The 21576-nt window shown below is 64.2% G+C and carries 17 protein-coding genes and 1 pseudogene; 10 read left to right on the forward strand and 8 right to left on the reverse strand.

All coding sequences use genetic code 11. The features are described from left to right. The first annotated feature begins 169 nt into the window (after window positions 1–169). The 3 genes from APH30_RS08825 to APH30_RS08835 are packed head-to-tail and all read left to right on the forward strand — an operon-like array spanning window position 170 to window position 3768. Window positions 170–1474: an MFS transporter gene (locus APH30_RS08825; protein WP_054912271.1), complete on the forward strand. Its 1305-nt coding sequence runs from the start codon at window positions 170–172 to the stop codon at window positions 1472–1474. A 30-nt stretch (window positions 1475–1504) separates the two neighbouring features. Continuing rightward, window positions 1505–2746 carry a Zn-dependent hydrolase gene (locus APH30_RS08830; protein WP_054912272.1) on the forward strand — a complete coding sequence of 414 codons (1242 nt, stop codon included), beginning with the start codon at window positions 1505–1507 and terminating at the stop codon, window positions 2744–2746. Next, window positions 2746–3768 carry a histone deacetylase family protein gene (locus APH30_RS08835; RefSeq protein WP_054912273.1) on the forward strand — a complete coding sequence of 341 codons (1023 nt, stop codon included), beginning with the start codon at window positions 2746–2748 and terminating at the stop codon, window positions 3766–3768. The genes APH30_RS08830 and APH30_RS08835 overlap by 1 nt, the downstream gene beginning before the upstream one ends. Window positions 3769–3927: 159 nt before the next feature. On the opposite strand, the gene APH30_RS08840 is transcribed toward APH30_RS08835, so the two are convergent. Then, a complete protein-coding gene (locus APH30_RS08840; protein WP_054912274.1) occupies window positions 3928–5352 on the reverse strand; it encodes a PLP-dependent aminotransferase family protein in 1425 nt (474 codons plus the stop codon). A gap of 325 nt (window positions 5353–5677) precedes the next feature. Here APH30_RS08840 and APH30_RS08845 point away from each other — a divergent pair, with 325 nt between their 5' ends. Next, complete coding sequence (locus APH30_RS08845; RefSeq protein WP_009685581.1) at window positions 5678–7090, forward strand: amino acid permease; 1413 nt, start codon at window positions 5678–5680, stop codon at window positions 7088–7090. Between the two features lie 3 nt (window positions 7091–7093). Here APH30_RS08845 and APH30_RS08850 read toward each other — a convergent pair whose 3' ends face one another. Continuing rightward, complete coding sequence (locus tag APH30_RS08850; RefSeq protein ID WP_009685580.1) at window positions 7094–7273, reverse strand: hypothetical protein; 180 nt, start codon at window positions 7271–7273, stop codon at window positions 7094–7096. Between the two features lie 111 nt (window positions 7274–7384). Between APH30_RS08850 and tam the strand changes: the two genes are divergently transcribed. The 4 genes from tam (at window position 7385) to APH30_RS08870 (ending at window position 11663) form a co-directional block, all read left to right on the forward strand. Further along, window positions 7385–8161: a trans-aconitate 2-methyltransferase gene (tam, locus tag APH30_RS08855; protein ID WP_054912275.1), complete on the forward strand. Its 777-nt coding sequence runs from the start codon at window positions 7385–7387 to the stop codon at window positions 8159–8161. Between the two features lie 153 nt (window positions 8162–8314). After that, window positions 8315–9025, forward strand: a complete 711-nt coding sequence (locus tag APH30_RS08860; protein WP_009685578.1) for a YebC/PmpR family DNA-binding transcriptional regulator — start codon at window positions 8315–8317, stop codon at window positions 9023–9025. Between the two features lie 116 nt (window positions 9026–9141). Next, window positions 9142–10086, forward strand: coding sequence for a LysR family transcriptional regulator (locus APH30_RS08865; RefSeq protein WP_054903811.1), 945 nt, complete (start codon window positions 9142–9144; stop codon window positions 10084–10086). 164 nt (window positions 10087–10250) lie between these two features. Continuing rightward, on the forward strand, window positions 10251–11663 hold the full coding sequence (locus APH30_RS08870) for a DOPA decarboxylase (protein ID WP_054912276.1): 1413 nt from the start codon (window positions 10251–10253) through the stop codon (window positions 11661–11663). A gap of 33 nt (window positions 11664–11696) precedes the next feature. On the opposite strand, the gene APH30_RS08875 is transcribed toward APH30_RS08870, so the two are convergent. Next, window positions 11697–13070, reverse strand: coding sequence for an MFS transporter (locus tag APH30_RS08875; protein WP_029885538.1), 1374 nt, complete (start codon window positions 13068–13070; stop codon window positions 11697–11699). 291 nt (window positions 13071–13361) lie between these two features. On the opposite strand from APH30_RS08875, the gene quiC reads away from it, so the two are divergent. Then, window positions 13362–15269, forward strand: a complete 1908-nt coding sequence (gene quiC / locus APH30_RS08880) for a 3-dehydroshikimate dehydratase QuiC (RefSeq protein ID WP_054912277.1) — start codon at window positions 13362–13364, stop codon at window positions 15267–15269. A 25-nt stretch (window positions 15270–15294) separates the two neighbouring features. On the opposite strand, the pseudogene APH30_RS29480 reads toward quiC, so the two are convergent. Together APH30_RS29480 and APH30_RS08885 are read right to left on the reverse strand one after the other, a co-directional pair. Then, window positions 15295–15408: pseudogene (locus tag APH30_RS29480) on the reverse strand (class I SAM-dependent methyltransferase); the annotation flags it as partial. Window positions 15409–15414: 6 nt separating this feature from the next. Then, window positions 15415–16278 (reverse strand): sensor domain-containing diguanylate cyclase, encoded by an 864-nt coding sequence (locus APH30_RS08885; RefSeq protein ID WP_054912278.1) that lies wholly within the window; start codon window positions 16276–16278, stop codon window positions 15415–15417. A gap of 178 nt (window positions 16279–16456) precedes the next feature. On the opposite strand from APH30_RS08885, the gene APH30_RS08890 reads away from it, so the two are divergent. Beyond that, the gene (locus tag APH30_RS08890; protein WP_054903815.1) at window positions 16457–16936 is read left to right on the forward strand and encodes an isochorismatase family protein; all 480 of its coding nucleotides are present in this window, start codon (window positions 16457–16459) and stop codon (window positions 16934–16936) included. Here the strand turns inward: APH30_RS08890 and APH30_RS08895 are convergent. From APH30_RS08895 to APH30_RS08905, 3 genes are all read right to left on the reverse strand, one after another. After that, entirely contained in the window at window positions 16933–19701 is a 2769-nt protein-coding gene (locus APH30_RS08895; protein WP_054912279.1) for an amino acid adenylation domain-containing protein, read from the reverse strand. The two genes, APH30_RS08890 and APH30_RS08895, sit on opposite strands and share 4 nt — an antisense overlap. A gap of 99 nt (window positions 19702–19800) precedes the next feature. Further along, on the reverse strand, window positions 19801–20982 hold the full coding sequence (locus APH30_RS08900; protein WP_054912280.1) for a hypothetical protein: 1182 nt from the start codon (window positions 20980–20982) through the stop codon (window positions 19801–19803). Window positions 20983–21137: 155 nt separating this feature from the next. Next, window positions 21138–21576 (reverse strand): aldehyde dehydrogenase family protein (locus APH30_RS08905; protein ID WP_156326395.1); only part of this gene is annotated, 439 nt, incomplete at its 5' end.

A 21576-nucleotide genomic window follows, 5' to 3' on the forward strand; every position in this document is an offset into this window, starting at 1 on the left:
AAGGCTCTATGATAAGCAGGGTTAATAGTTGGAATAATAAATAGAAAATTGACTAATCATAGCCCTGGCCCGATAAATCACAGGCATCGAGGCCCACAAGCCAAGCGCCGCCAGAGCGCGACCGTGAATTCCCGTCACTCCTGCCAGAACAACAAGCAAAGGAGCCCCCATGAAGCCCGTCACTTGCGCCCAGCCACGCCGTGCCGCTGCCGCCGCTTTCATCGGTACCATGATCGAATGGTACGACTTTTACATCTATGCCACCGCCGCGGCCCTGGTGTTCGGTGCCTTGTTCTTCCCCTCCGATGACAGCCTGTTCAGCACCATGGCAGCGTTTGGCACCTTCGCCGTGGGCTTTTTCGCCCGGCCGCTGGGCGGAATCGTCTTCGGCCATGTGGGCGACCGTATCGGCCGCAAGAAATCGCTGGTCATCACCTTGCTGATGATGGGCATCGTCACGGTGTGCATCGGCCTGTTGCCGACCTATGCGCAAATCGGCGCCAGCGCGCCGGTGCTGCTGGTGCTGCTGCGCATCGTCCAGGGCATTGCGGTGGGCGGCGAGTGGGGCGGGGCCGTGCTGATGGCCGGCGAGCATGCCCCCAAAGGGCGGCGCAACTTCTTCGCCTCGTTCGCCCAGCTCGGCAGCCCGGCGGGCCTGATTCTGTCACTGCTGGCTTTTGGCGCGGTCACCCGCCTTCCGGAAGAAGACCTGATGAGCTGGGGTTGGCGCGTGCCGTTCCTGGCCAGCGCCTTGCTGCTGTTGGTCGGCCTGGCCATTCGCCTGGGGGTGAACGAGTCGCCCGAGTTCATCGCCAGCCGCGAGCAGGCAGAAACGGCCCGGCGCAAGGAGCAGGCCCCGGTCTTCGAGGTGCTGCGCAGCGCCTGGCGCCCGCTGTTGCTGTGCATCGGTGCCAACACCCTGGGCATTGCCGGGGTCTACTTCACCAATACCTTCATGATCAGCTACACCACCCAGCAGCTGCACCTGGAGCGCTCGCTGATCCTGGAGTGCCTGTTCTTCGTGGCGATCATCCAGTTTTGCGTGCAGCCCTTGGCTGCCTGGCTGTCGGAAAAGCTCGGCGCCACTCGCTTCCTGGCCTTGGTGGCCGTGCTGGCCATGGCCTCGCCTTACCCCATGTTCACCCTGGTCAGCTCGGGCCAAGGCCCTTTGATCGTGCTCGGCATCGGCTTGGCCGCTGCCTGCATGGCCTCGTTCTACGCGGTCATCGCAGGCTACGTCAGCGGCATGTTCGACACCCGTGTGCGCTATACCGCCATTTCCCTGGCCTACCAGGTGTGTGGCGCCATCGCCGGGGGCCTGACCCCGTTGATCGGCACCTGGCTGGCCCACCATTTCACAGGGCAGTGGTGGCCGATGGCAGTGTTCTACACGCTGATCGCCACCCTTTCGCTGGTCTGCGTGCTTGCCCTGGCGCGCCAGTACGCGCGCAGCCAGCAGCTTGAGCTGGCCTGAGCGAACCGATTCATTCTGGAGTACCTGCACATGTTGAAAAGCAATGGCGAACGCCTGTGGGCGAGCTTGATGGCCATGGCCGAAATCGGCGCCACCGCGCGCGGTGGCAGCTGCCGCCTGGCCCTCAGCGACGAAGACAAGGCTGGCCGTGAGCTGTTCAGCCACTGGTGCCGCGAAGCGGGCCTGACGCTGAGCGTGGATGCCATCGGCAACCTGTTCGCGCGCCGCCCTGGCACCGACCCCGATGCCGCCCCGGTGATGATCGGCAGCCACCTGGATACCCAGCCGGAGGGCGGCCGTTTCGACGGTGTCTACGGCGTGCTGGCCGGGCTGGAGGTGGTGCGCCGCCTTGACGAGTTGGGCATCAGCACCCGCAAGCCGCTGGAGCTCGCGGTGTGGACCAACGAGGAAGGCGCCCGGTTTACCCCGGCGATGTTCGGTTCGGCCGTGTTCACCGGCACCCTGGCGCTGGAGCAAGCCTTGGCCATACGCGATGCGCAAGGCATCAGCGTCGCCGACGCGTTGCAGCGTACCGGTTACGCTGGCCAGCGGCCGCTGGGCGGGCCGGTGGATGCCTATTTTGAAGCGCATATCGAGCAAGGCCCGATCCTTGAAGATAACGCCAAGGCCATTGGTGTGGTCAGCGGCGGCCAGGCTATTCGTTGGCTGGATGTGACCGTTGAAGGCATGGCCGCGCACGCCGGCACCACGCCGATGCCGTTGCGCAAGGACGCTTTGTACGGTGCGGCGCAGATGATTCAGGCGCTCGAGCGGCTGGCGGCAGACTATGCCCCCGAGGCGCTGACCACTGTCGGCGAGCTGACCATCGCCAAGTCGTCACGCAACACCATCCCCGGGGTGTTGCAATTCACGGTAGACCTGCGCCACCACCGCGATGAAACCATCGAGGCCATGGAACGCGACCTGATCCTGGCGCTGCAGGCCATCGCCCGCCAGCGCGGTTTGCAGGTGCGTATCGAGCGGCACTGGGTCAGCCCGGCCACGCCGTTTGACGTGGACTGTGTGGCCGCTGTTCAGCAAGCGGTGGATGCCCTGGGTTATGCGCAGCAGTCGATCGTCAGTGGCGCTGGGCACGATGCCATCCTGTTGGCCCGCTATTGCCCGACGGCGATGGTGTTCATTCCCTGCATCGGCGGCCTCAGCCACAACGAAGCCGAGGATGTGCTGCCCGACGATGCCCGCCAGGGTGCCGATGTATTGCTCAATGCCGTGCTGGCCCGCGCCGGCCGTGTCGAACCAGGAGAAGCCTGATGCGTTGCTACTTCCACCCTGAACAATTGCTGCACCACCCGCGCAGCTACTACTCGCGTGGCGCCATGCGCACCCCCCAGGAAGTGCCCGAGCGCGCCCAGCGCCTGTTGCAGGCTGCCAAGGACCTTGGCTTCGACATCCGCCAGCCAGAGGATGCTGGCCTGCAGCCGCTGGCGGCGGTGCATGGCGAGGCCTACCTGGCCTTCCTCGAAGAAGCCCATGCGCGCTGGAAGGAAGTGCCCGAGGACTGGGGCGACGAGGTCATGTCCAATATCTTCGTGCGTGAGCCCAACGCCTTGCGTGGCATTCTCGCCCAGGCCGCGCGCTACCTGGCCGATGGCAGCTGCCCGGTAGGCGAGCGTACCTGGCATTCGGCCTACTGGTCCGCGCAGAGCGCGGTAGCTGGCGCCAAGGCCATTGCCGAGGGTGAGCCCGCGGCCTACGCGCTGTGCCGGCCACCGGGGCACCATGCGCGGTTCGATGCGGCGGGTGGCTTCTGTTACATCAACAATGCTGCCGTCGCTGCCCAGGCCTTGCGCGGCCGCTACAGCCGGGTGGCGGTGCTCGACACCGACATGCACCACGGGCAAGGCATCCAGGAAATCTTCTACGACCGGCGCGATGTGCTGTATGTGTCGGTGCACGGCGACCCGACCAACTTCTACCCAGGCGTGGCCGGGTTCGAGGACGAGCGCGGCCGTGGTGAGGGGGAGGGGTACAACCTGAACCTGCCGATGCCCCACGGCGCCAGCGAAGCGGACTTCCTGAGCCGGCTGGACACCGCACTGGCTGCGGTGAAGGATTTTGGTGCGCAAGTGTTGGTGTTGTCGCTGGGCTTCGACATTTACGAGCTGGACCCCCAGAGCAAGGTGGCGGTGACGACCGAGGGCTTTGCCGTGTTGGGTGAGCGTATCCGCGCGTTGCGCTTGCCATGCCTGATCGTGCAGGAGGGCGGGTACCATCTGCAGAGCCTGGAGGCGAACGCTCGGGCGTTTTTTGCTGACATAGCGGATTGGCGGTAAGTGCTACCAGGCTTTCTGTTTCGCGGGTTTACCGGCGAACAGGGTATACCGGCAAAGCGCTATGTCAGGCAGAACTCGGCCCGCAGGCCCGGCCCTTTCGCGGGCACGCCCGCTCCCACACGTACTGAGCACACCTCAAGTTCACACGACCGGTATCGCTTACAGCCCAGCCCGACGCACATGCTTGACCAACACTTTCTCCAGCAACTCCCACATCGCCGGGTCGGTGCTGAACGCCACGTTGAAGCGCATCCAGCCGGTGGCTTTGGCATCGACCATGAACAACTGCCCAGGCCCGAGCATGATCCCTTTCTCCAGCGCGTCGTCCAGCAATGCCGCGCTGTCCGGGAGCGCCGGATGGCGGGTCCAGATGTACATGCCTTCGTCGGATTCGATGAACAGTTCAAAGCCCAATCGATGCAGATGCCGGCCAACTTCCTGATGCGCCTCGGCCAGGCGCTGGCGCAGACGCTTGAGGTGCTTGCGCCAGCGGCCGTCGATGACCGCGGCATAGACCACACGCTCCATCACCTGCGATGTGGTCAGGCCCGAACGCATTTTCAGCTGCAGCAGCTTCTGCATCAGCTCGGGGTTGGCCAGCATGTAGCCGACGCGCACATTGGGCGAAATGCTCTTCGAGTAGCTGCCTACGTACACCACCTGCTGCAGGTGGTCGAGGCTGGCCAGGCAGGGCTGCGGCTCGGCGACCATGTCGGCGTACAGGTTGTTCTCGACCAGGCGGAAGCCGTGCTGGCTGGCCAGCTGCAACAGCCGGTGCAACTGCGGCAGCGGGGTGCGCGAGCAGGTCGGGCTGTGCAAATGCGGCTGGGTGAAGAACGCCGTCGGGCGGTGATGGGCGAGCAACTGCTCCAACTGGTTCAGGTCGTAGCCCGCCGGGGTACGCGGGACGCCGACCAGCGTCGCGCCCTGGGTACGCAAGATGCTCATCAGGTTCGGGTAGCCCGGGTCGTCCACCAGTACCACGTCCCCCGGCCGGACTAGCGTGCGTGCGGCCAGGTCCAGCGCCTGGCTGGCGCCGTGGGTCAGCATCAGCTGCGCCGGGTTGGCGACGATCGACAATTCCTGCTGCAGGTTCTGCGCGGTCAGTGCACGCAACTCCGGCAGGCCCATGGGGTCGCCATACCCCGACAGTTCCAGCGGGCTGCCGGCCACCTGGCGCAGGCCACGGCGCAGGCCCTCTTCGTACATCCAGTCGTTGGGCAGCCAGCCACATCCGGGTTTGTAGGGCAACTGACGGATCTCGAAGATCTGTTGCAGGTACCACTCGGAGTTGAACGTTGGTCGACTGGTGTCGGCCTCGGCGTTGTGCTGCTCCAGCAGCTCGGCTGCCGCGCGGTTGACGAAAAAACCTGCATTGCCCCGGCTTACCAGCAAGCCCTGGGCCACCAGGCGATCGTATGCCTCGACCACGGTGAAGGTACTCACCGAGTAGCTCGCGGCAAAGGCGCGAATCGAGGGCACCTTGGCGCCAGGCTTGAGGGTCTGGTTATCGATCAGCTCGCGCAGCGCGTCGATGATCTGGTTCACCAACGGGGTCGAGGAGTCTGGATGTAGTTCGAACATTCGGGGCCTTCAGGGTGCGTATCGCCAGGCAATTGCAGGGTGTACTGCATAGGCGACCTGTACAGTGCAGTGCGAGTTTGATGCCACTGTGCATGGCTCTCTGCGTCGGACATTTTTACATTAGGTGTCAGATATCGCCACCAATAGCATGTTCAGTTCGCGCCAGGCGCCAGCCCTGGGGCGCGTCAGCAGGCCGCCATGGAAGGCCTGCGTGTGTTCGCGCGCACCATCCTGCCCGCATTAGCACTGATGTACAGGTGAAACCGCCAGCCATCGGGGTTTCACGGTTTTCCTTGGATAAAAAGAAGCACGGGGTACACAACTGATGGACGCAACATCCACTACCACCACCGCGAAAAGCGGGCACGAGAGCAAGCTCAGTGCCTCGCTGAAGTCGCGCCACCTGACGATGATGTCGATCGCCGGGGTTATCGGCGGCGCCTTGTTCGTCGGTTCCGGCAGCGTGATCCACAGCGCCGGCCCAGCCGCTGTCCTGGCCTATCTGGCGGGCGGCATCCTGGTGGTGCTGATCATGCGCATGCTGGGTGAAATGGCGACTTCCTCGCCTGATACCGGCTCGTTCTCCACTTACGCAGACCGCGCCATCGGCCGCTGGGCCGGCTTCACCATTGGCTGGCTGTACTGGTGGTACTGGGTCATTCTCATGGCCTGGGAAGCTTACGTAGCCGGCAAGATCCTGCATGGGTTCTTCCCGGATGTGAGCGTCAACGTGTTCGTGCTGGCCACGACCCTGTTGCTGATCACCGTCAACTTCTTCAACGTCAAGCACTACGGTGAGTTCGAGTTCTGGTTCGCCCTGATCAAGGTGATCGCGATCGTCTGCTTCCTGATCGTGTGTACCGCTGCGGTAACCAATGTCTGGCAATTCGGTGAAGTGCGGGGCATCAGCCACCTCACCGCCGAAGGGTTCATGCCCAACGGCATTACCACGGTCATTGGCGCCTTGCTGGGGGTGATGTTCGCCTTCCTCGGCGCAGAAATCGTCACCATTGCCGCTTCCGAAGCCAAAGACCCGGCCGCACAGATCGTCAAGGCGACCAACTCGGTGGTGTGGCGGGTGTGCCTGTTCTACGTCGGTTCGATCTTCCTGATCGTCTGCCTGGTACCGTGGAACGACCCGCACCTGGGGGTTTCCGGCTATGGCGCCTACCGCCGTACCCTGGAGCTGCTGGGCGTGCCGTACGCCGAACTGCTGATGAACTTCGTGGTACTGACCTCGGTCAGCAGCTGCCTGATCTCGGGCCACTACACCGCTTCGCGCATGCTGTTCTCGCTGGCCCAGCGGGGCGATGCACCGTCGTTCTTCAAGATCACCCGCGCCGGCACCGGTGTACCGGTGTACGCGATCATGGGTTCGTGCGCGGTGGCCGTGGTCTGCGCGCTGATCAACTTCAGCGAGACCCTGCGCCCCAAAGACGTGCTGGAAACCCTGATGAACACCACTGGCATGATTGCCCTGCTGGTGTACCTGGTGATCGCTTTCTCGCAGCTGCGCATGCGCCGCAAGCTGATCGCCGAGGGCAAGGAAGTGCGCCTGAAGATGTGGCTGTTCCCTTGGCTGACCTACCTGGTCATCGCCTTCATCGTGGCGGCACTGGTCACCATGGCCTTCATGCCTGACTACCAGATCCTGGTGATCTCCACCGGTGTGGCGGCGGCCATCGTGGTGGCCATGGGTGTGGTGCACCAGATCCGCTCTGGCAGCAAGCAGCACTAAGCGTCACTCGCGCTTGGAAACGGCCGGCTCCCGTGGGGACCCGGCCGTTTCGCGTTGTTGGGCCTGGGTTTTTTCGGCGGGCATGTGAAAGCCCTGGTTCATCCACGGTGAGCCGAGCAGGGCGGCGGCCGCGATCAGGGCCAGGATGGCAATGGCGATATAGGTTTTCAGGTGGCTGCGCATACAGCAGATGACCCTGCACCCAGCCAGACAGTTCATTGCGTGTGCCGCAACGAACGCGCCGGCCGCCACATGGCGTATGCTCCACCTATCACCCGCCTGGAGGAGCTGCACATGGCCTGGTCCGCCACCCAGTATTCGCTGTTCGAAGACGAACGTACCCGCGCCGTGCGCGACCTGCTGGCCGCCGTGCCGTCACGCCCGGTACGCCACGCCACCGACCTGGGTTGCGGCCCTGGCAACTCCACCGAGGTACTGCTGCAACGTTACCCCGATGCCCAGGTAATGGCGCTGGACAGCGACCCGGACATGATCGCCAAGGCCCGGGAACGCAAACGCCTGTGCATCCCCCGGGTGCGCACGGTGGTTGCCTACATCAGCGGCTGGTCGGCCCCGGAGCCGCAGGACCTGATCCTTGCCAATGCCTCGCTGCAGTGGGTGCCCGAGCATGCCAAGCTGTACCCGCACCTGGTGCGCCAGTTGAGCGAAGGCGCCAGCCTGGCGGTGCAGACCCCGGACAACCTCGATGAGCCGGCCCACCGGCAATTGCGCGAGATTGCCAGCCAGGGCCCGTGGGCCGCGAAGTTCGCCGACCTGCAACTGCCGCCCCGGCACGGGGCGGCCTTTTACTACGACCTGCTCAGCCCGCTGTGCGCGCGGGTCGATGTGTGGCGTACCACCTATCACCACCCGCTGGTGGGCGGCGCCGAGGCGGTGGTGGAGTGGTTCAAAGGCTCGGCTTTGCGCCCTTACCTGGCCAGGCTCGATGAGCGCGCGCAGGGTGATTTCCTGCAGATGTACCTGCAGGCCATGCAGCGCGACTACCCGCCGGCCAGCGATGGCAAGGTGCTGTTGCCGTTCCCGAGGCTGTTCGTGATCGCTACCCGCTAGGGGCAGTTCAGCGCCAGGCGGCTGCCAGGGCGGCAGGCAAGCGGATCGAGGCTGATGAGATTTCTTGTCGAACCCATGCGCGAGGGCGTATAAACTGCACCCACTTTTGGCCGGTCGCTTCCTGAACCGGCCGCTGAAACAAAGAGAGTCGACATGGGCGCACAGTGGAAAGCCAAGCATAGAGAAACAGCTGCCAATGCCAAGGGCAAGATCATGGGCAAGCTGGCCAAGGAAATTCAGATTGCGGCCAAATCTGGCGCCGACCCGGACATGAACCCGCGCCTGCGTCTGGCCATCGTCCAGGCCAAGAAAGCCTCGATGACCCGTGAAACCCTGGAACGCGCCATCAAGAAAGGCGCTGGCCTGGACGGCGAGGCCGTGCAGTACCATGCCGTCAGCTACGAAGGGTTTGCCCCGCACCAGGTGCCGCTGATCGTCGAGTGCCTCACCGATAACGTCAACCGCACCGTTGCGCAGATCCGCGTGCTGTTCCGCAAGGGCCAGCTGGGCGCCAGCGGTTCGGTGACCTGGGACTTCAACCATGTCGGCCTTATCGAAGCCACCCCCGAAGGCGATGCCGACCCGGAAATGGCCGCGATCGAAGCCGGCGCCCAGGACTTCGAAGAAGGTGAAGAAGAGGGCTCGACCCTGTTCATTACCGACACTACCGACCTGGACGCGGTGCAGAAGGCCCTGCCCGAGCATGGCTTCACCGTGACCTCGGCGAAAATCGGCTATACCCCGAAGAACCCGGTAAGCGCGGCCAGCCTGAGTGCTGAAGCGCTGGCTGAGGTTGAAGCGTTCCTCGAAGCGATCGACGAGAACGATGATGTGCAGAATGTTTATGTTGGTCTGACCGACTGATCTGTGCAATCGGGGCCGCTTTGCGGCCCATCGCGTCGCAAGGCCGCTTCTGTAGGCGCGGCCTTGTGTCGCGAAACGAGGGCAAAGCCCCTCGCAGCGGTCCGGAGCCGAACCCGATGAACCCCACCTTCGCCTCCCTCAGCCTCGCCCACCTGCGCACCCTCGACCACCTGCTGCAGCTTAAGAACCTCAGCCATGCTGCCGAGCGCCTCGGCGTCAGCCAGCCGGCCCTGAGCCGCCAGCTGGCCCTGCTGCGCGAAGCGTTCGGCGACCCCTTGCTGGTCCGCCAAGGCCGTGGCTACGTGCTCAGCGAACACGCCGAAACCTTGGTCGAGCCCCTGCGACAAGTGCTTGAAGAGCTGCAGGCCCTGCGTCAGCCTGCAGTCTTCGACCCGGCCCGCTGCGAGCGGCGCTTCTGCCTGGCTGCCTCGGACTACGTGGCCGAACACATGCTGCCGTTGCTGGTGGCTGCGCTGGAACAGGAAGCGCCGGGAGTTTCCCTGGAATACCGCACCTGGCAGGCCGGCCAGTACGCCTTGCTGGCCAGCGGCGAGATCGACCTGGCGACCACGCTGTTCGACGAGTCGCCACCCAACCTGCACGGGCGCCTGCTGGGTGAGGACCGCGCGGTGTGCCTGATGCGCCGCGATCATCCGCTGACGGCGCAAGCCACCCTCAGCCAGGCGGACTACCTGGCGCACAAGCACGTGCGGATTTCCGGTGGCGGCGACAAGGACAGCTTCATCGACCGCCACCTGCGCGCCCAGGGCCTGCAGCGGCGGGTCAGCCTGGAGGTGCCGTTCTTCTGCGCCACGGTCAAGGTGGTTGCCGGCAGCCAGGCCGTGGCCACCGTCCCCGAGCACATCGCCCGGCAACTGAGCCGCTTGCATGGCCTGGCTTGGCGGCCGCTGGGCTTTATCGACCATAGCCAGCGCTACTGGGTGGTGTGGCACCAGCGTTTGCAGGCGTCGGCCGAGCACCGCTGGTTACGCAACCGGGTATTCGAGTTGTGGCGCCAGTCGCAGTTCGGCGTGCAGGGTGGGCATGCGCGTTTGCCATAGCAACTATGCGTGACATGGGGTTATTCGTCTGGGCATAGGCGCCTAGACTGGGGGCATTGTGTTGCCTGTGCTGGCCCTGTCCAAGCCAGCGTCCTGTTCTGTAGGCGCTGGCTTGCCTGCGATAGGGCCATAACAGGCTACGGATGACCCAAAGGAGAGCCCGCGTGACCCCCGAACAATTCCGCCAATACGGCCACCAGCTGATCGACCTGATCGCCGACTACCGCCAGACCGTGGGCGAGCGCCCGGTCATGGCCCAGGTCGAACCCGGTTACCTCAAGGCCGCCTTGCCAGGGCAAGCCCCCCAGCAAGGTGAACCCTTCGAGGCCATTCTCGACGACGTCAACGCACTGCTCATGCCTGGCCTGTCCCACTGGCAGCACCCTGACTTCTATGGCTACTTCCCCTCCAATGGCACCTTGTCCTCGGTACTGGGTGACTTCCTCAGTACCGGCCTGGGTGTGCTGGGCCTGTCATGGCAGTCCAGCCCGGCCCTGAGCGAACTGGAAGAAACCACCCTCGACTGGCTGCGCCGGTTGCTGGGTTTGTCCAGCCAATGGAGCGGGGTCATCCAGGACACCGCCTCGACCAGCACCCTGGTGGCGTTGATCAGCGCGCGCGAACGCGCCACCGGTTACGCTTTGGTGCGGGGTGGCCTGCAGGCCGAAGCCAGGCCATTGATCGTGTATGTCAGTGCCCACGCCCACAGCTCGGTGGACAAGGCCGCGCTGCTGGCCGGCTTCGGGCGTGACAACATTCGCCTGATCCCCACCGACGAACACTACGCGCTGCGCCCGCAGGCCTTGCAGGCAGCCATCGAGCAGGACCTGGCTGCCGGCAACCAGCCCTGCGCTGTCGTGGCCACCACCGGCACCACCACCACCACAGCCGTGGACCCGCTGCGCCCGATCGGCGAAATTGCCCAGGCCCACGGCCTGTGGCTGCACGTCGACTCGGCCATGGCCGGTTCGGCGATGATCCTGCCGGAATGCCGCTGGATGTGGGACGGCATCGAGCTGGCCGACTCGGTGGTGGTCAACGCGCACAAGTGGCTGGGCGTGGCGTTCGATTGCTCGATCTATTACGTGCGTGACCCGCAGCACCTGATCCGAGTGATGAGCACCAACCCCAGCTACCTGCAGTCGGCAGTGGATGGCGAGGTGAAGAATCTGCGTGACTGGGGCATCCCGCTGGGGCGCCGGTTCCGTGCGTTGAAACTGTGGTTCATGTTGCGCAGCGAGGGCGTGGAAGCGTTGCAGGCGCGGCTGCGACGCGACCTGGACAATGCCCGTTGGCTGGCAGGGCAGGTCAGCGCTGCGCAAGGTTGGGAGCTGTTGGCGCCCGTGCAGTTGCAGACCTTGTGCATTCGTCATCGGCCGCAGGGGCTGGAGGGCGAGGCGTTGGACACGTACACCCAGGCTTGGGCGCAGCGGCTCAACGCCAGCGGCGATGCCTACGTGACCCCGGCGACGCTGGATGGCCGCTGGATGGTACGGGTGTCGATCGGCGCCTTGCCGACCGAGCGGGGCGATGTGGAGCGGCTGTGGGCGCGCTTGCAGGGCGTGGTTCAGGGCTGAAATGGCTGGGGCCGCTTTGCGGCCCCGCGCCTGTCAGTGGCTTACCGCCTGGACGCTGCCTTTACGGCTGGCTTCATAGGCTTCCTTTTCCATCGGCTTGGCCTGCGGGTTACCCAGGTCTTCCATCGCCAGGCGATGGGTTTCCGGGGCAATGTAGGCCGCCAGGGCACACACGCAAGTGATGAAGAACGCCAGCCCACCGACCACCAGCGGGATGTTGTCCGAGCCGGGTGGCGCAACCAGGGCGAACAGCGCCGGCAACATGGCGGTCAGCATGGTGCCGATGTTCTGCGCAATGGCCATGGCCGAAACGCGGTAGCGGGTTTGGAACAACTCAGGGTAGAAGCTTGGGAATACCGCGTTGTAACCCTGGTAGACCATGCCCCACATGACGATTGAGGTGATGAATGCCAGTGGCACGTTCTGAATGCTGATCGCATACAGGTAGACGAACGCCAGCAGGCCCGAGCCCAGGCAACCCGCAATCATGGTCGGGCGGCGGCCGATCTTGTCCGACAGGTTGCCGACGAACGGAATCACCAGCACCGCGACGATGTTGCCGACCACGGGGATCCACAGGTAGACGCTCTTGTCGAAGCCGATGCCATAGGCCGGCTGCACCGCGTAGGCCGCACCGAAGATGGTGGCGACTACCGGAATCACGTTCATCAGGGCCATGAACATGACCAGCACCATGTGCTTCCAGCTGTGGCGGAACGCTTCGCTGATCGGCGACTTGGCCACTTTGTCCTGTTTCTCTTCCTTCACGAATGCCGGGGTTTCGTGCACTTCCTTGCGGATGATGAAACCGGCGATCAGCACGATGGCGCTCATCAGGAAGGGAATCCGCCAGCCCCAGTCATTGAAGGCCTCGCTGGGCATGAAGTACGCCAGTGGCAGGAAGACCGCCGCTGCCATGACCTGGCCCGCCTGTACCCCCTGCAGGGTGAAGCTGGCGTAGTAGCCCCTTCGGCCGAAGGGCGCGTGCTCCATGATCATCGAACTGGCGCCGGAGATTTCCCCGGCCACGGCGAAGCCCTGGATCAGGCGCAGCACCACCAGCAAGGCCGGTGCCAGGAAGCCGATGTCGTGGTAGGTGGGCAGCAGGCCCACGGCCATGGTCGACAGGCCCATCAGGAACATGCACAGCAGCAACACGTTCTTGCGGCCACGGGTATCACCCCAGTGGCCCAGTACGAAGGCGCCCACTGGGCGGGCCAGGTAACCCACGCCATAGGTGGCCAGCGAAGCGATGATGGCCATTTTCGGGTCGGTATTGGGGAAGAATATCTGCGGGAAAATCAGTGCAGCGGCCTGGGCATAGATGAAAAAGTCGTAGTACTCGAGTGCCGAGCCTATCCATCCACTGGCGGTCGCTTTTTTTGCTTGCGAGCTGGAGTGAGCCATCGTTGTCTCCGTTGTTATTGTTGTTTGCGCAGGTTCCGCCAGGGGTGTTTGCCAAGGCAGGAGGCAGCGGTCGGTGTGCCTGCGTCTGTGGGTCATGTTGACCACGGGCCAGTTGACTGGCAATTCGCTAAAACGGGTTTTGTGCGATAATCGAACGCAAAACTAACCATTCCGTACAAAGAGATTGAAGCAGCGACTCTACCTGCGAATAATCGATCGTGCCATAAACTGTGACAGGTCTTTCTGCCTGTCTGGCACTGTATACCTTCCAAACAACAAGGAACTCCCGCCATGCAGCGTTCGATCGCTACCGTGTCCTTGAGCGGCACCCTGCCGGAAAAGCTCGAAGCCATCGCCGCCGCCGGTTTCGACGGCGTCGAGATCTTCGAAAATGACTTGCTCTACTATGCCGGCAGCCCCCGCCAGGTGCGGCAGATGTGCGCCGACCTGGGTATTGCCATTACCTTGTTCCAGCCGTTTCGTGATTTCGAAGGCTGCCGCCGCGACCGCCTGCAGAAAAACCTGGACCGCGCCGAGCGCAAGTTCGACCTGATGCAGGAGCTGGGTACCGACCTGGTGCTGGTGTGCAGCAACGTCCAGGCCGATGCCCTGGGCGATGAACAGGTGCTGGTCGACGACCTGCGGCTGCTTGCCGAACATGCCGGCAAGCGTGGCCTGCGTATCGGTTACGAAGCGCTGGCCTGGGGCCGCCACGTCAACACCTACCAGCAGGTCTGGAACCTGGTGCGCCAGGCTGACCACCCGGCCCTCGGGGTGATCCTCGACAGTTTCCATACCTTGTCGCTGAAGGGCGACCCGCGCGCGATCCGCGACATCCCTGGCGACAAGATTTTCTTCGTACAGATGGCTGACGCACCGATCCTGGCGATGGACGTGCTGGAGTGGAGCCGCCACTTCCGCTGCTTCCCGGGGCAAGGCGAAATGGACATGGCCGGCTTCCTTGCGCCGATCCTGGCCACCGGCTACCGTGGCCCGCTGTCGCTGGAAATATTCAATGACGGCTTCCGTGCAGCGCCCACCCGGCAGAACGCCGCCGACGGCCTGCGCTCGTTGTTGTACCTGGAAGAGCAAACCCGGCTGCGCCTGGAACAGGAAAATACCCCGATCGAGCCTGGCGTACTGTTCACCCCACCCGCGGCCAGTCGCTATGACGGCGTCGAGTTCCTGGAATTTGCGGTCGATGAGGCCGTTGGCGCGCGCCTGGGCAGTTGGCTGAAGCGGCTGGGCTTCGCCGAAGCGGGCAAGCACCGCAGCAAGGAAGTGCAACTGCTGCGCCAGGGCGATATCAACATCGTGCTGAACGCAGAGCCTTACTCCTTTGGCCACAACTTCTTCGAAGCCCATGGCCCGTCATTGTGCGCCACCGCGCTGCGGGTCAAGGACCAGCAGGCTGCGCTCAAGCGTGCCACTGCCTACCGTGGCCAGCCGTTCCGCGGCCTGGTCGGCCCCAACGAGTGCGAGGTGCCGGCGGTACGCGCACCGGATGGCAGCCTGTTGTACCTGGTAGAGCAGGGCACCGCCGGGCATACGCTGTATGACACCGACTTCAGCCTGGACCCGAGCGTGAGCGCCACCGGTGGCCTGCGCCGCATCGACCACATGGCCCTGGCGCTGCCAGCCGAGTCGCTGGACAGTTGGGTGTTGTTCTACAAGAGCCTGTTCGATTTCGCCGCCGACGACGAGGTGGTGCTGCCCGACCCGTACGGCCTGGTCAAGAGCCGCGCCCTGCGCAGCCAGTGCGGCACCTTGCGCCTGCCGTTGAACATTTCGGAAAACCGCAACACCGCCATTGCCCATGCGCTGTCCAGCTACCGCGGTTCCGGGGTGCACCATATTGCCTTCGATTGCGACGACATCTTCAGCGAAGTGGCGCGCGCCAAGCTGGCCGGTGTGCCGTTGCTGGAAATTCCGCTGAACTACTATGACGACCTGGCGGCGCGCTTCGATTTCGACGACGAGTTCCTCAGCGAGTTGGCTTACTACAACGTGCTCTATGACCGCGATGCCCAGGGTGGCGAGCTGTTCCACGTGTACACCGAGCCCTTCGAAGAGCGCTTTTTCTTCGAGATCATCCAGCGCAAGGGGGGTTATAGCGGCTACGGTGCGGCTAACGTCGCGGTGCGCCTGGCGGCCATGGCCAAAGCCCGGAGCGGCGCGGTGCGCAAGCCAGTGCTCTGACCACGCGGTGCCCTGGAGCCTGGGCGTCAGTCACCTCGCGGCGGCGCTCGATGGCGCCGCTGCGTACCGCGTCAATCCAGGCCTGGGCATTGTGCTGCCAGCTGTCGAGCAAAGCGTCTTCAGGGTCGCGCCTGTTCATCTGTGTTCAGCCTGCCGCGGTGCGTTGCCGTTTGACCCGGTACATGTGGCCGTCAGCATGGCGCAGCAGCATGTCGGCATCGGTGCCGTCTTCGGGGAAGCGCGCGATGCCGATGCTGCAGGAAGGTGCCTGGAGCCCGGCCAACTCGCCATCCAGCGGTTCGGCCATGACGGCCAGGATATGCTGCACCTGTGTGGCCACGACCTCGGCTGACGGGCAATCGGGCAACAGCACGGTGAACTCGTCACCGCCCATCCGCGCCACCGTCGCGCTGCCCGCTACGCAGCTTTCCAGGCGCTGGGCCAGTGTGCACAGTACCCGGTCGCCCACGCTGTGGCCGTGGTTATCGTTGATCTGCTTGAAATCGTTGATATCGATAAACAGCAATGCCAATGGGCGGTCATGCCGCCGAGCGCTGGCCAGGGCGGCGTCCAGCCGTTGGTTGAACATGGCCCGGTTGGCCAGCCGGGTCAGCGGGTCGTGATGCGCCAGAAAGCGCAGTTCGGCTTCGGCCTGGTGCTGGGCGGTAATGTCCCGCGCCACGCCGATGCGAGCCTGGGCCTCATCTGACCAGCAGGCAGCCCAGAGTATATGCACCACGCCACCGTCCTTGCGGATGTAACGGTTGTGGAAGTCGTAATGCGGTTGGCCATTCATGACCCGCAGGATCGAAGCGCGAGTGGTTGCCAGGTCTTCGGGGTGCATGTAGTCGGTAATTGCGGTACCGACCAGCTCGCATGCCCGGTAGCCCAACAGCGCTTCGCAGGCATCGCTGACAAAGATGATCTGGTTGTCCCGGTCGACCACGAAGACCGTGTCGAGCATCAGGTGGATCAGCCTGGGGTACAACGCGTGCAGGTCTACGGGCATGGTTCACGGCGTCCTCGGCGGGATGCCCGATCATAGCTGAAACAGCGCCGGATGTGACCGGGGGGCAAGCCTTTACAGGGCAGTTTGGCCGTGCCTGAGCGCCAGCCAGGGGTGGGGAGCCACCGCAGCCGTGCAGGCGCGTTATACTCCGCGCTTTTGCCCGTGCCGGAATTCGCCCATGCGCCAGGTGTTGTTAATCGTCGATGTCCAGTCCACCTTCAGCCCGCCCGAGTGGCTGGTCGATGGGCTGCGTCGGTTGTCAGCCAATATTCCTACCGTAGCCTCGGTCGAACTGCACGACGAGCGGGTCACGCCGTTTGCACGCCAGCTCGGCTGGCACCCGGCGGCAGAGGACGAAAGCCTGGTGGAGGCTGACCAGGTGTTCGTCAAGCACGGCTACGGGCAAAGTGCCGAAGCGATCGCCCACATCCGGCAAATGGGCGTGGAGCGCGTGCTGGTGTGTGGCCTGCAGACCGAAACCTGTGTGCTGGCCGCCGGCTTTGCCCTGTTCGATGCCGGGCTGATGCCTACCCTGGTCACCGACATGACGGTCGGCTCCTCGCTGGACCGTTCCGGCAAGCTTGGCATCGAGCTATGGCAGCACCACTTCCGCCAGGTCACCACGTCGGCTGAAGTCCTGGCTGAACTGGCGGGCTAGGTCACGCGTTGCACCCCGTCATCATCCCGGCGCGTTTTTCGGCCAGCGCGCCAGCGGCTGAGCAGCCAGCGCGTGGCGGTATTCCAGGCCACACTCACCGCCACGCCCCCGGCGATGGCCAAGGCAACCTCGAACAGCAGGTTCGGGGCGATACGCTCCGCCACCGACTGGAACTGGAAGTGGGTCAGGTAGATGAACAGGGTGGCCGAAGCAATCACCGCACCCGCACGTGCCAGCCAGGCGGGTACGGGGATTGCGCGCAGCCAGATCAGCGCCAGCATCGCCGGCAAGGCAATATCGACATAGTGGGTGACGGCCTGCCAGCCAATACCGGCCACCGCCATCAGGTCCAGTTCTGCGACCACCAGCACCGCGACCGCGCTGGCCACCGCTTTGCTGGCGGGGGTATCGGCATGGTGCACGGCCATGCCCAGCACCATCACCGCCAGGAAGTGTTGCGGCACCCGGTGCAGCAGGCCACTGGCGTCGAACACCCAGCGGTTGAGCAACACATCCACCGCTACCAGCGTACAGGCAGCCAGGATCAGCCAGCGGAACGGGGCGGCGTTGACGGCGTGACGCACCCGCTTGCTCGACAACACCAGGCCAATGATCACGATCATCTGCACCAGCACTTCGATATACCAGTAGTTGAACAGGCCAACCTCGCCGGTCGCAAACCAGTTGGACACCAACAGCAGCGATTGCCAATGCACCCGGTCGAACACCAGTTGCAGCAGCGCGGTATACAGCACGGTCGGCACCACGATGGCGGCCAGGGACGGCAGCAGTGTGCGTGCATCCCCCCGGGTTTCAATGGCCTTGAGCTGGAAACGCGCCAGGCTGATGCCAGAGACCAGGAACAGTACCGACGTTTCGCCCACGATCGGCCAAGGGGTCATGCCGCTGAGGTGGCCGACCACGATCAGGATGATGGCGAGCATACGCACGAACACCGGCATCTCCATGACCCGCCACCCGCCTTCATGCGGTGCGCTGAGCTCAGCCAGGCGGTTGACCGACAGGCTTTCCCAACGGTCTGGCAGGTGGCCGATCAACCGCTCGAGCACCCTCGAGGCCTGTACGAATGAAAGCGAGTCACCGCCCAGCTCGACAAAGCTCAAGCGTGGGTCCAGGCGCGGCACCCGCAGTATTCGTGCCCACTCGCTGCACAGCTTCTCGGCCAGCGCTGACGAGGGTTGGCTGGTCGGCGCTTGAATCGGGGCGGGCAGGGCGCGTTTGTCGACCTTGCCGTTCGGGGTGAGCGGTATGGCCTGCACGAAGATGAACAGTGCCGGCACCATGTAGTCCGGCAATTGGCGGGCGATAGCCAGGCGCAGGTCGTCGGCGCTGCCGGGCTGATGCAACACGCAGTAGGCAATCAGGCGGGGCAGTGGGTGGTCATGGTTGGCCAGTACTACGCACTGCCGGACGGCAGGCAGGCGGCTGATGGTGTTTTCTATCTCCGCCAGTTCCACGCGGTGCCCCCGCACTTTCACCTGGCCGTCAGCCCGGCCGAGGAAACAGGCACTGCCATCGGCCAGGTAAGTGCCCAGGTCGCCAGTGCGGTAGCAGCGGTCGCTGGCCAGCCCGGTGAACGGGTTGGTGATGAACCTGGCTTCGGTCAGCGCCGGGTCGCCCCAATAGCCAAGGGACAGGTAGGGGCTGCGGATCAGGATTTCGCCGGTTTCACCTTCGCCCACCAGTTGCCCGGCCGCGTTCACGACCAGCAGTTGCGCATCGGCGATGCCTTTGCCCAGGGGCACCCGGGCCTGTTCCGCGGTCGGGTCGAGCGTGTGGTACGCCATGGCTTGCGGGGTTTCGGTGGTGCCATAGAAATTTACGTTGACGGCATTCGGCGCCACGGCACGCATTTGCTGGTACAGCGCCGGGCTGAGTGCATCGCCGCCCCAGAACAGGTAACGCAGTTGCCTGAACAGCTGGCCCTGCAGCTGCGCGCCGGTCTCGATCAGCTTGCCCAGCGGTGGGGTGAGGTGAATGACGCTGACGCGGTGCAACGCAATCCAGCTGGCCAGCTGTGCAGGGTCGGTAAGGCTGGCCTGGGCCGGGCAGGCAATGCTGGCGCCCAGCGACAGTGGCGTGAACACATCGCGATAAACCGGGTCGTGGCCGAGGCCGGACAGTAGCGAGAACGTATCCGCCTGGGTCAGCCCGTGCTGGTGCACATGCCAGTCGATGAAGTGCACCAGCGGCGCGTGATGGGTAACGATCGCCTTGGGCTCGCCGGTGCTGCCCGAGGTGAAGGTGATGTAGGCCGGTTGCCCTGCGCTGACCGCGGGCAGTTGCGCCGTTGGCCGGTGAAAGGCATGCAGTGCCTCGACCGGGTCCTGAGGCACAGTTACCACACAGGCGTCTGCGGCTTCGACGTGTGCCTGGCCACAACGCAGGACTACCCGAGGTGCCAAGCTGCTGGCGAGCTGCTGCAGGCGGGCGGCAGGGTAGGCCGCATCGGCCACGCTGAACGCCCGCCCGGCGCGCAGGCAGCCAAGCATGGCGTAGACCAATGCCGCGCCCCGCTCGGCAACAATCAGCACACGATCGTCGCTATTGACGGTTTTTTCCAGCAAATACGCAGCGATGCCTTGGCTGATCTGCGCCAGCTGGGCGTATGTGCAAAGCTTGTGCGCGGTGATGATTGCAGGGGCTTCGGGGCGACGCTCAGCCTGTTGCAGGAAGGCTTGGTGAATAGGCTGCTCGGCACGGTACTGCAGGCACAGCGTCGGGTTCGGGCGCAGGTCCGGCATGATGGGTTGGGGCTCCGCATGAACGTTTTGCCTGGCTGGTAGCACAACGCTAGTGCAGGCTGGCCCATGGCGCCAATGGGTGCGAACAACAGGCGATTATCAGCGTTCGCGCATGAAGAACCCGGCAACGAACTTGCGGAAGGTTTCCGGGCTCTTGAAATCGGCGTAGCGCTTGAAGTTCTCCGCGTCCGGCTCGGGGCCCAGCGGTTGCTCTAGGAGCGATATCGACAATACCCGGTCCTGATCCGAGGTCATCACCAACTCGTCTGCCAGCGCGCCGCCGATCACCGGCCGGCGCATCTGCACTTTCACACCCTTGCTGGCCATCCAGTCGACCAGCGACACCAACGCCTTGAGCGGCTCGCGCTCCTCGTCGCGGTACACGGGGAACAGGTGGGCGCGGGACAGCACGGGTACGCTGGCCACATGGATCAGCTCGTAGTAGTGGCTGCCGGCACTGGTCGGCGAGTACAGCATCAGTGCCAGCAGCGGTCCGCTGGTGCGGCTGCCGCCCCAGTACAAGTGATGCCCCTGGAAATCGAACCCGTCTTCGTTGCGGTTGTTGAACAGCTTGCGACCCTTGATCTGATCGACGCAGTCAAGCAACAGGCCGTGCCGGCGGTGGTTGCCGAACACCTTGGCTTCGCGCAACCGCGCCTTGAGCATCATCATGTGCTTCATGTCCAGGCGGGTTTCCAGGTAGTTGCTGGCCGGCACCCGCTCCAGCAGCGGGTAACGGCTCGCCACGCTGCGCAGTTCGGCAAACTGCCCGGTCAGGTCCTTCTTCAGGTGCGTGGCATACAGGTTCAGGCCACTGGTCTCGATCCAGGTCAGCAACAGCGCCAGCAGGCGCTGCTGTGCGCGTCGCTCGCTGCCTTCGCCACCGTCGCCAGCGCTGCCGGCACGGAAATCACCAATCAGCCGCAGGGGCGTGTCGGGTGGCAGCCAGGCGGCGGGTGGCGCGGGGTCGTTTTCGCGCTCGGCGGCTTCGCGCTCGTCTTTGCTGAAGGGGCAACCGGCCGTATGCTCGGCGGTCCCCGGGTTGTTCTTCAGGAACAGCGTGCCGGTGTTGCCATTGAGCGTGACATTCAGCACCGGCAAGGCATCGTTGCGGCAATCGCAAGCCAGCCACTGGTTGGCATTGCGCACCTTCATCAGCAGCTGGTTGGCCTGCAGCAGGCGCGGGCCGCCCAGGGTGCCGGTGGCAAAGCCGACCAGCAGCTCTTCTTCGGCGGGGGTCAGGCTGCGCACCTGGGTGGCGGTTTTGTCGATGATTCGCATGAAGCAGCTCCAAGCTACGAGCCTCAAGCTTCAAGCAAAGCGCTGCCGCTTTCAACTGGCCGCTCGGTTACCGCCGAGTCGATGCTCCTGGGCAAGGGGCACCGGTGCGGTGCCCTGTTGCCTGGAATCGGTCATGCAGGCGCAAAAGCGAGCGGTCAGAAGATGTAGTCCGTGGTCAGGAAGCTGGACTGGCGATTGCGGATGATGTCGCTGATCAGTTCCTTGTTGGCGTCCTGGAAGCGTGTGGCGACCAATGTACGGATCGAGAATACCCGCAAGGCATCATCCACCGACAACGTGCCTTCGGCGCTGTTCTTGCGGCCGTTGAACGGGTAGGTGTCAGGGCCCCGCTGGCATTGCGCGTTGATGTTGATGCGCCCGACCTGGTTGGCGAATATATCGACCAGGCTGCCGATGGTCTGCGGGTCGTTGCCGAACAGGCTCAGTTGCTGGCCGTAGTCAGAGTCCAGCACATAGTCGATCACCGTTTGCAGGTCGCGGTAGGGCACCACCGGTACCAGCGGGCCGAACTGTTCTTCGTGGTACACCCGCATGCTGTGGTTGACCGGGTACAACAGCGCCGGGAAGAAGAAC

This window comes from Pseudomonas sp. NBRC 111127 (genome assembly GCF_001320345.1).
Lineage (GTDB): Bacteria > Pseudomonadota > Gammaproteobacteria > Pseudomonadales > Pseudomonadaceae > Aquipseudomonas > Aquipseudomonas juntendi.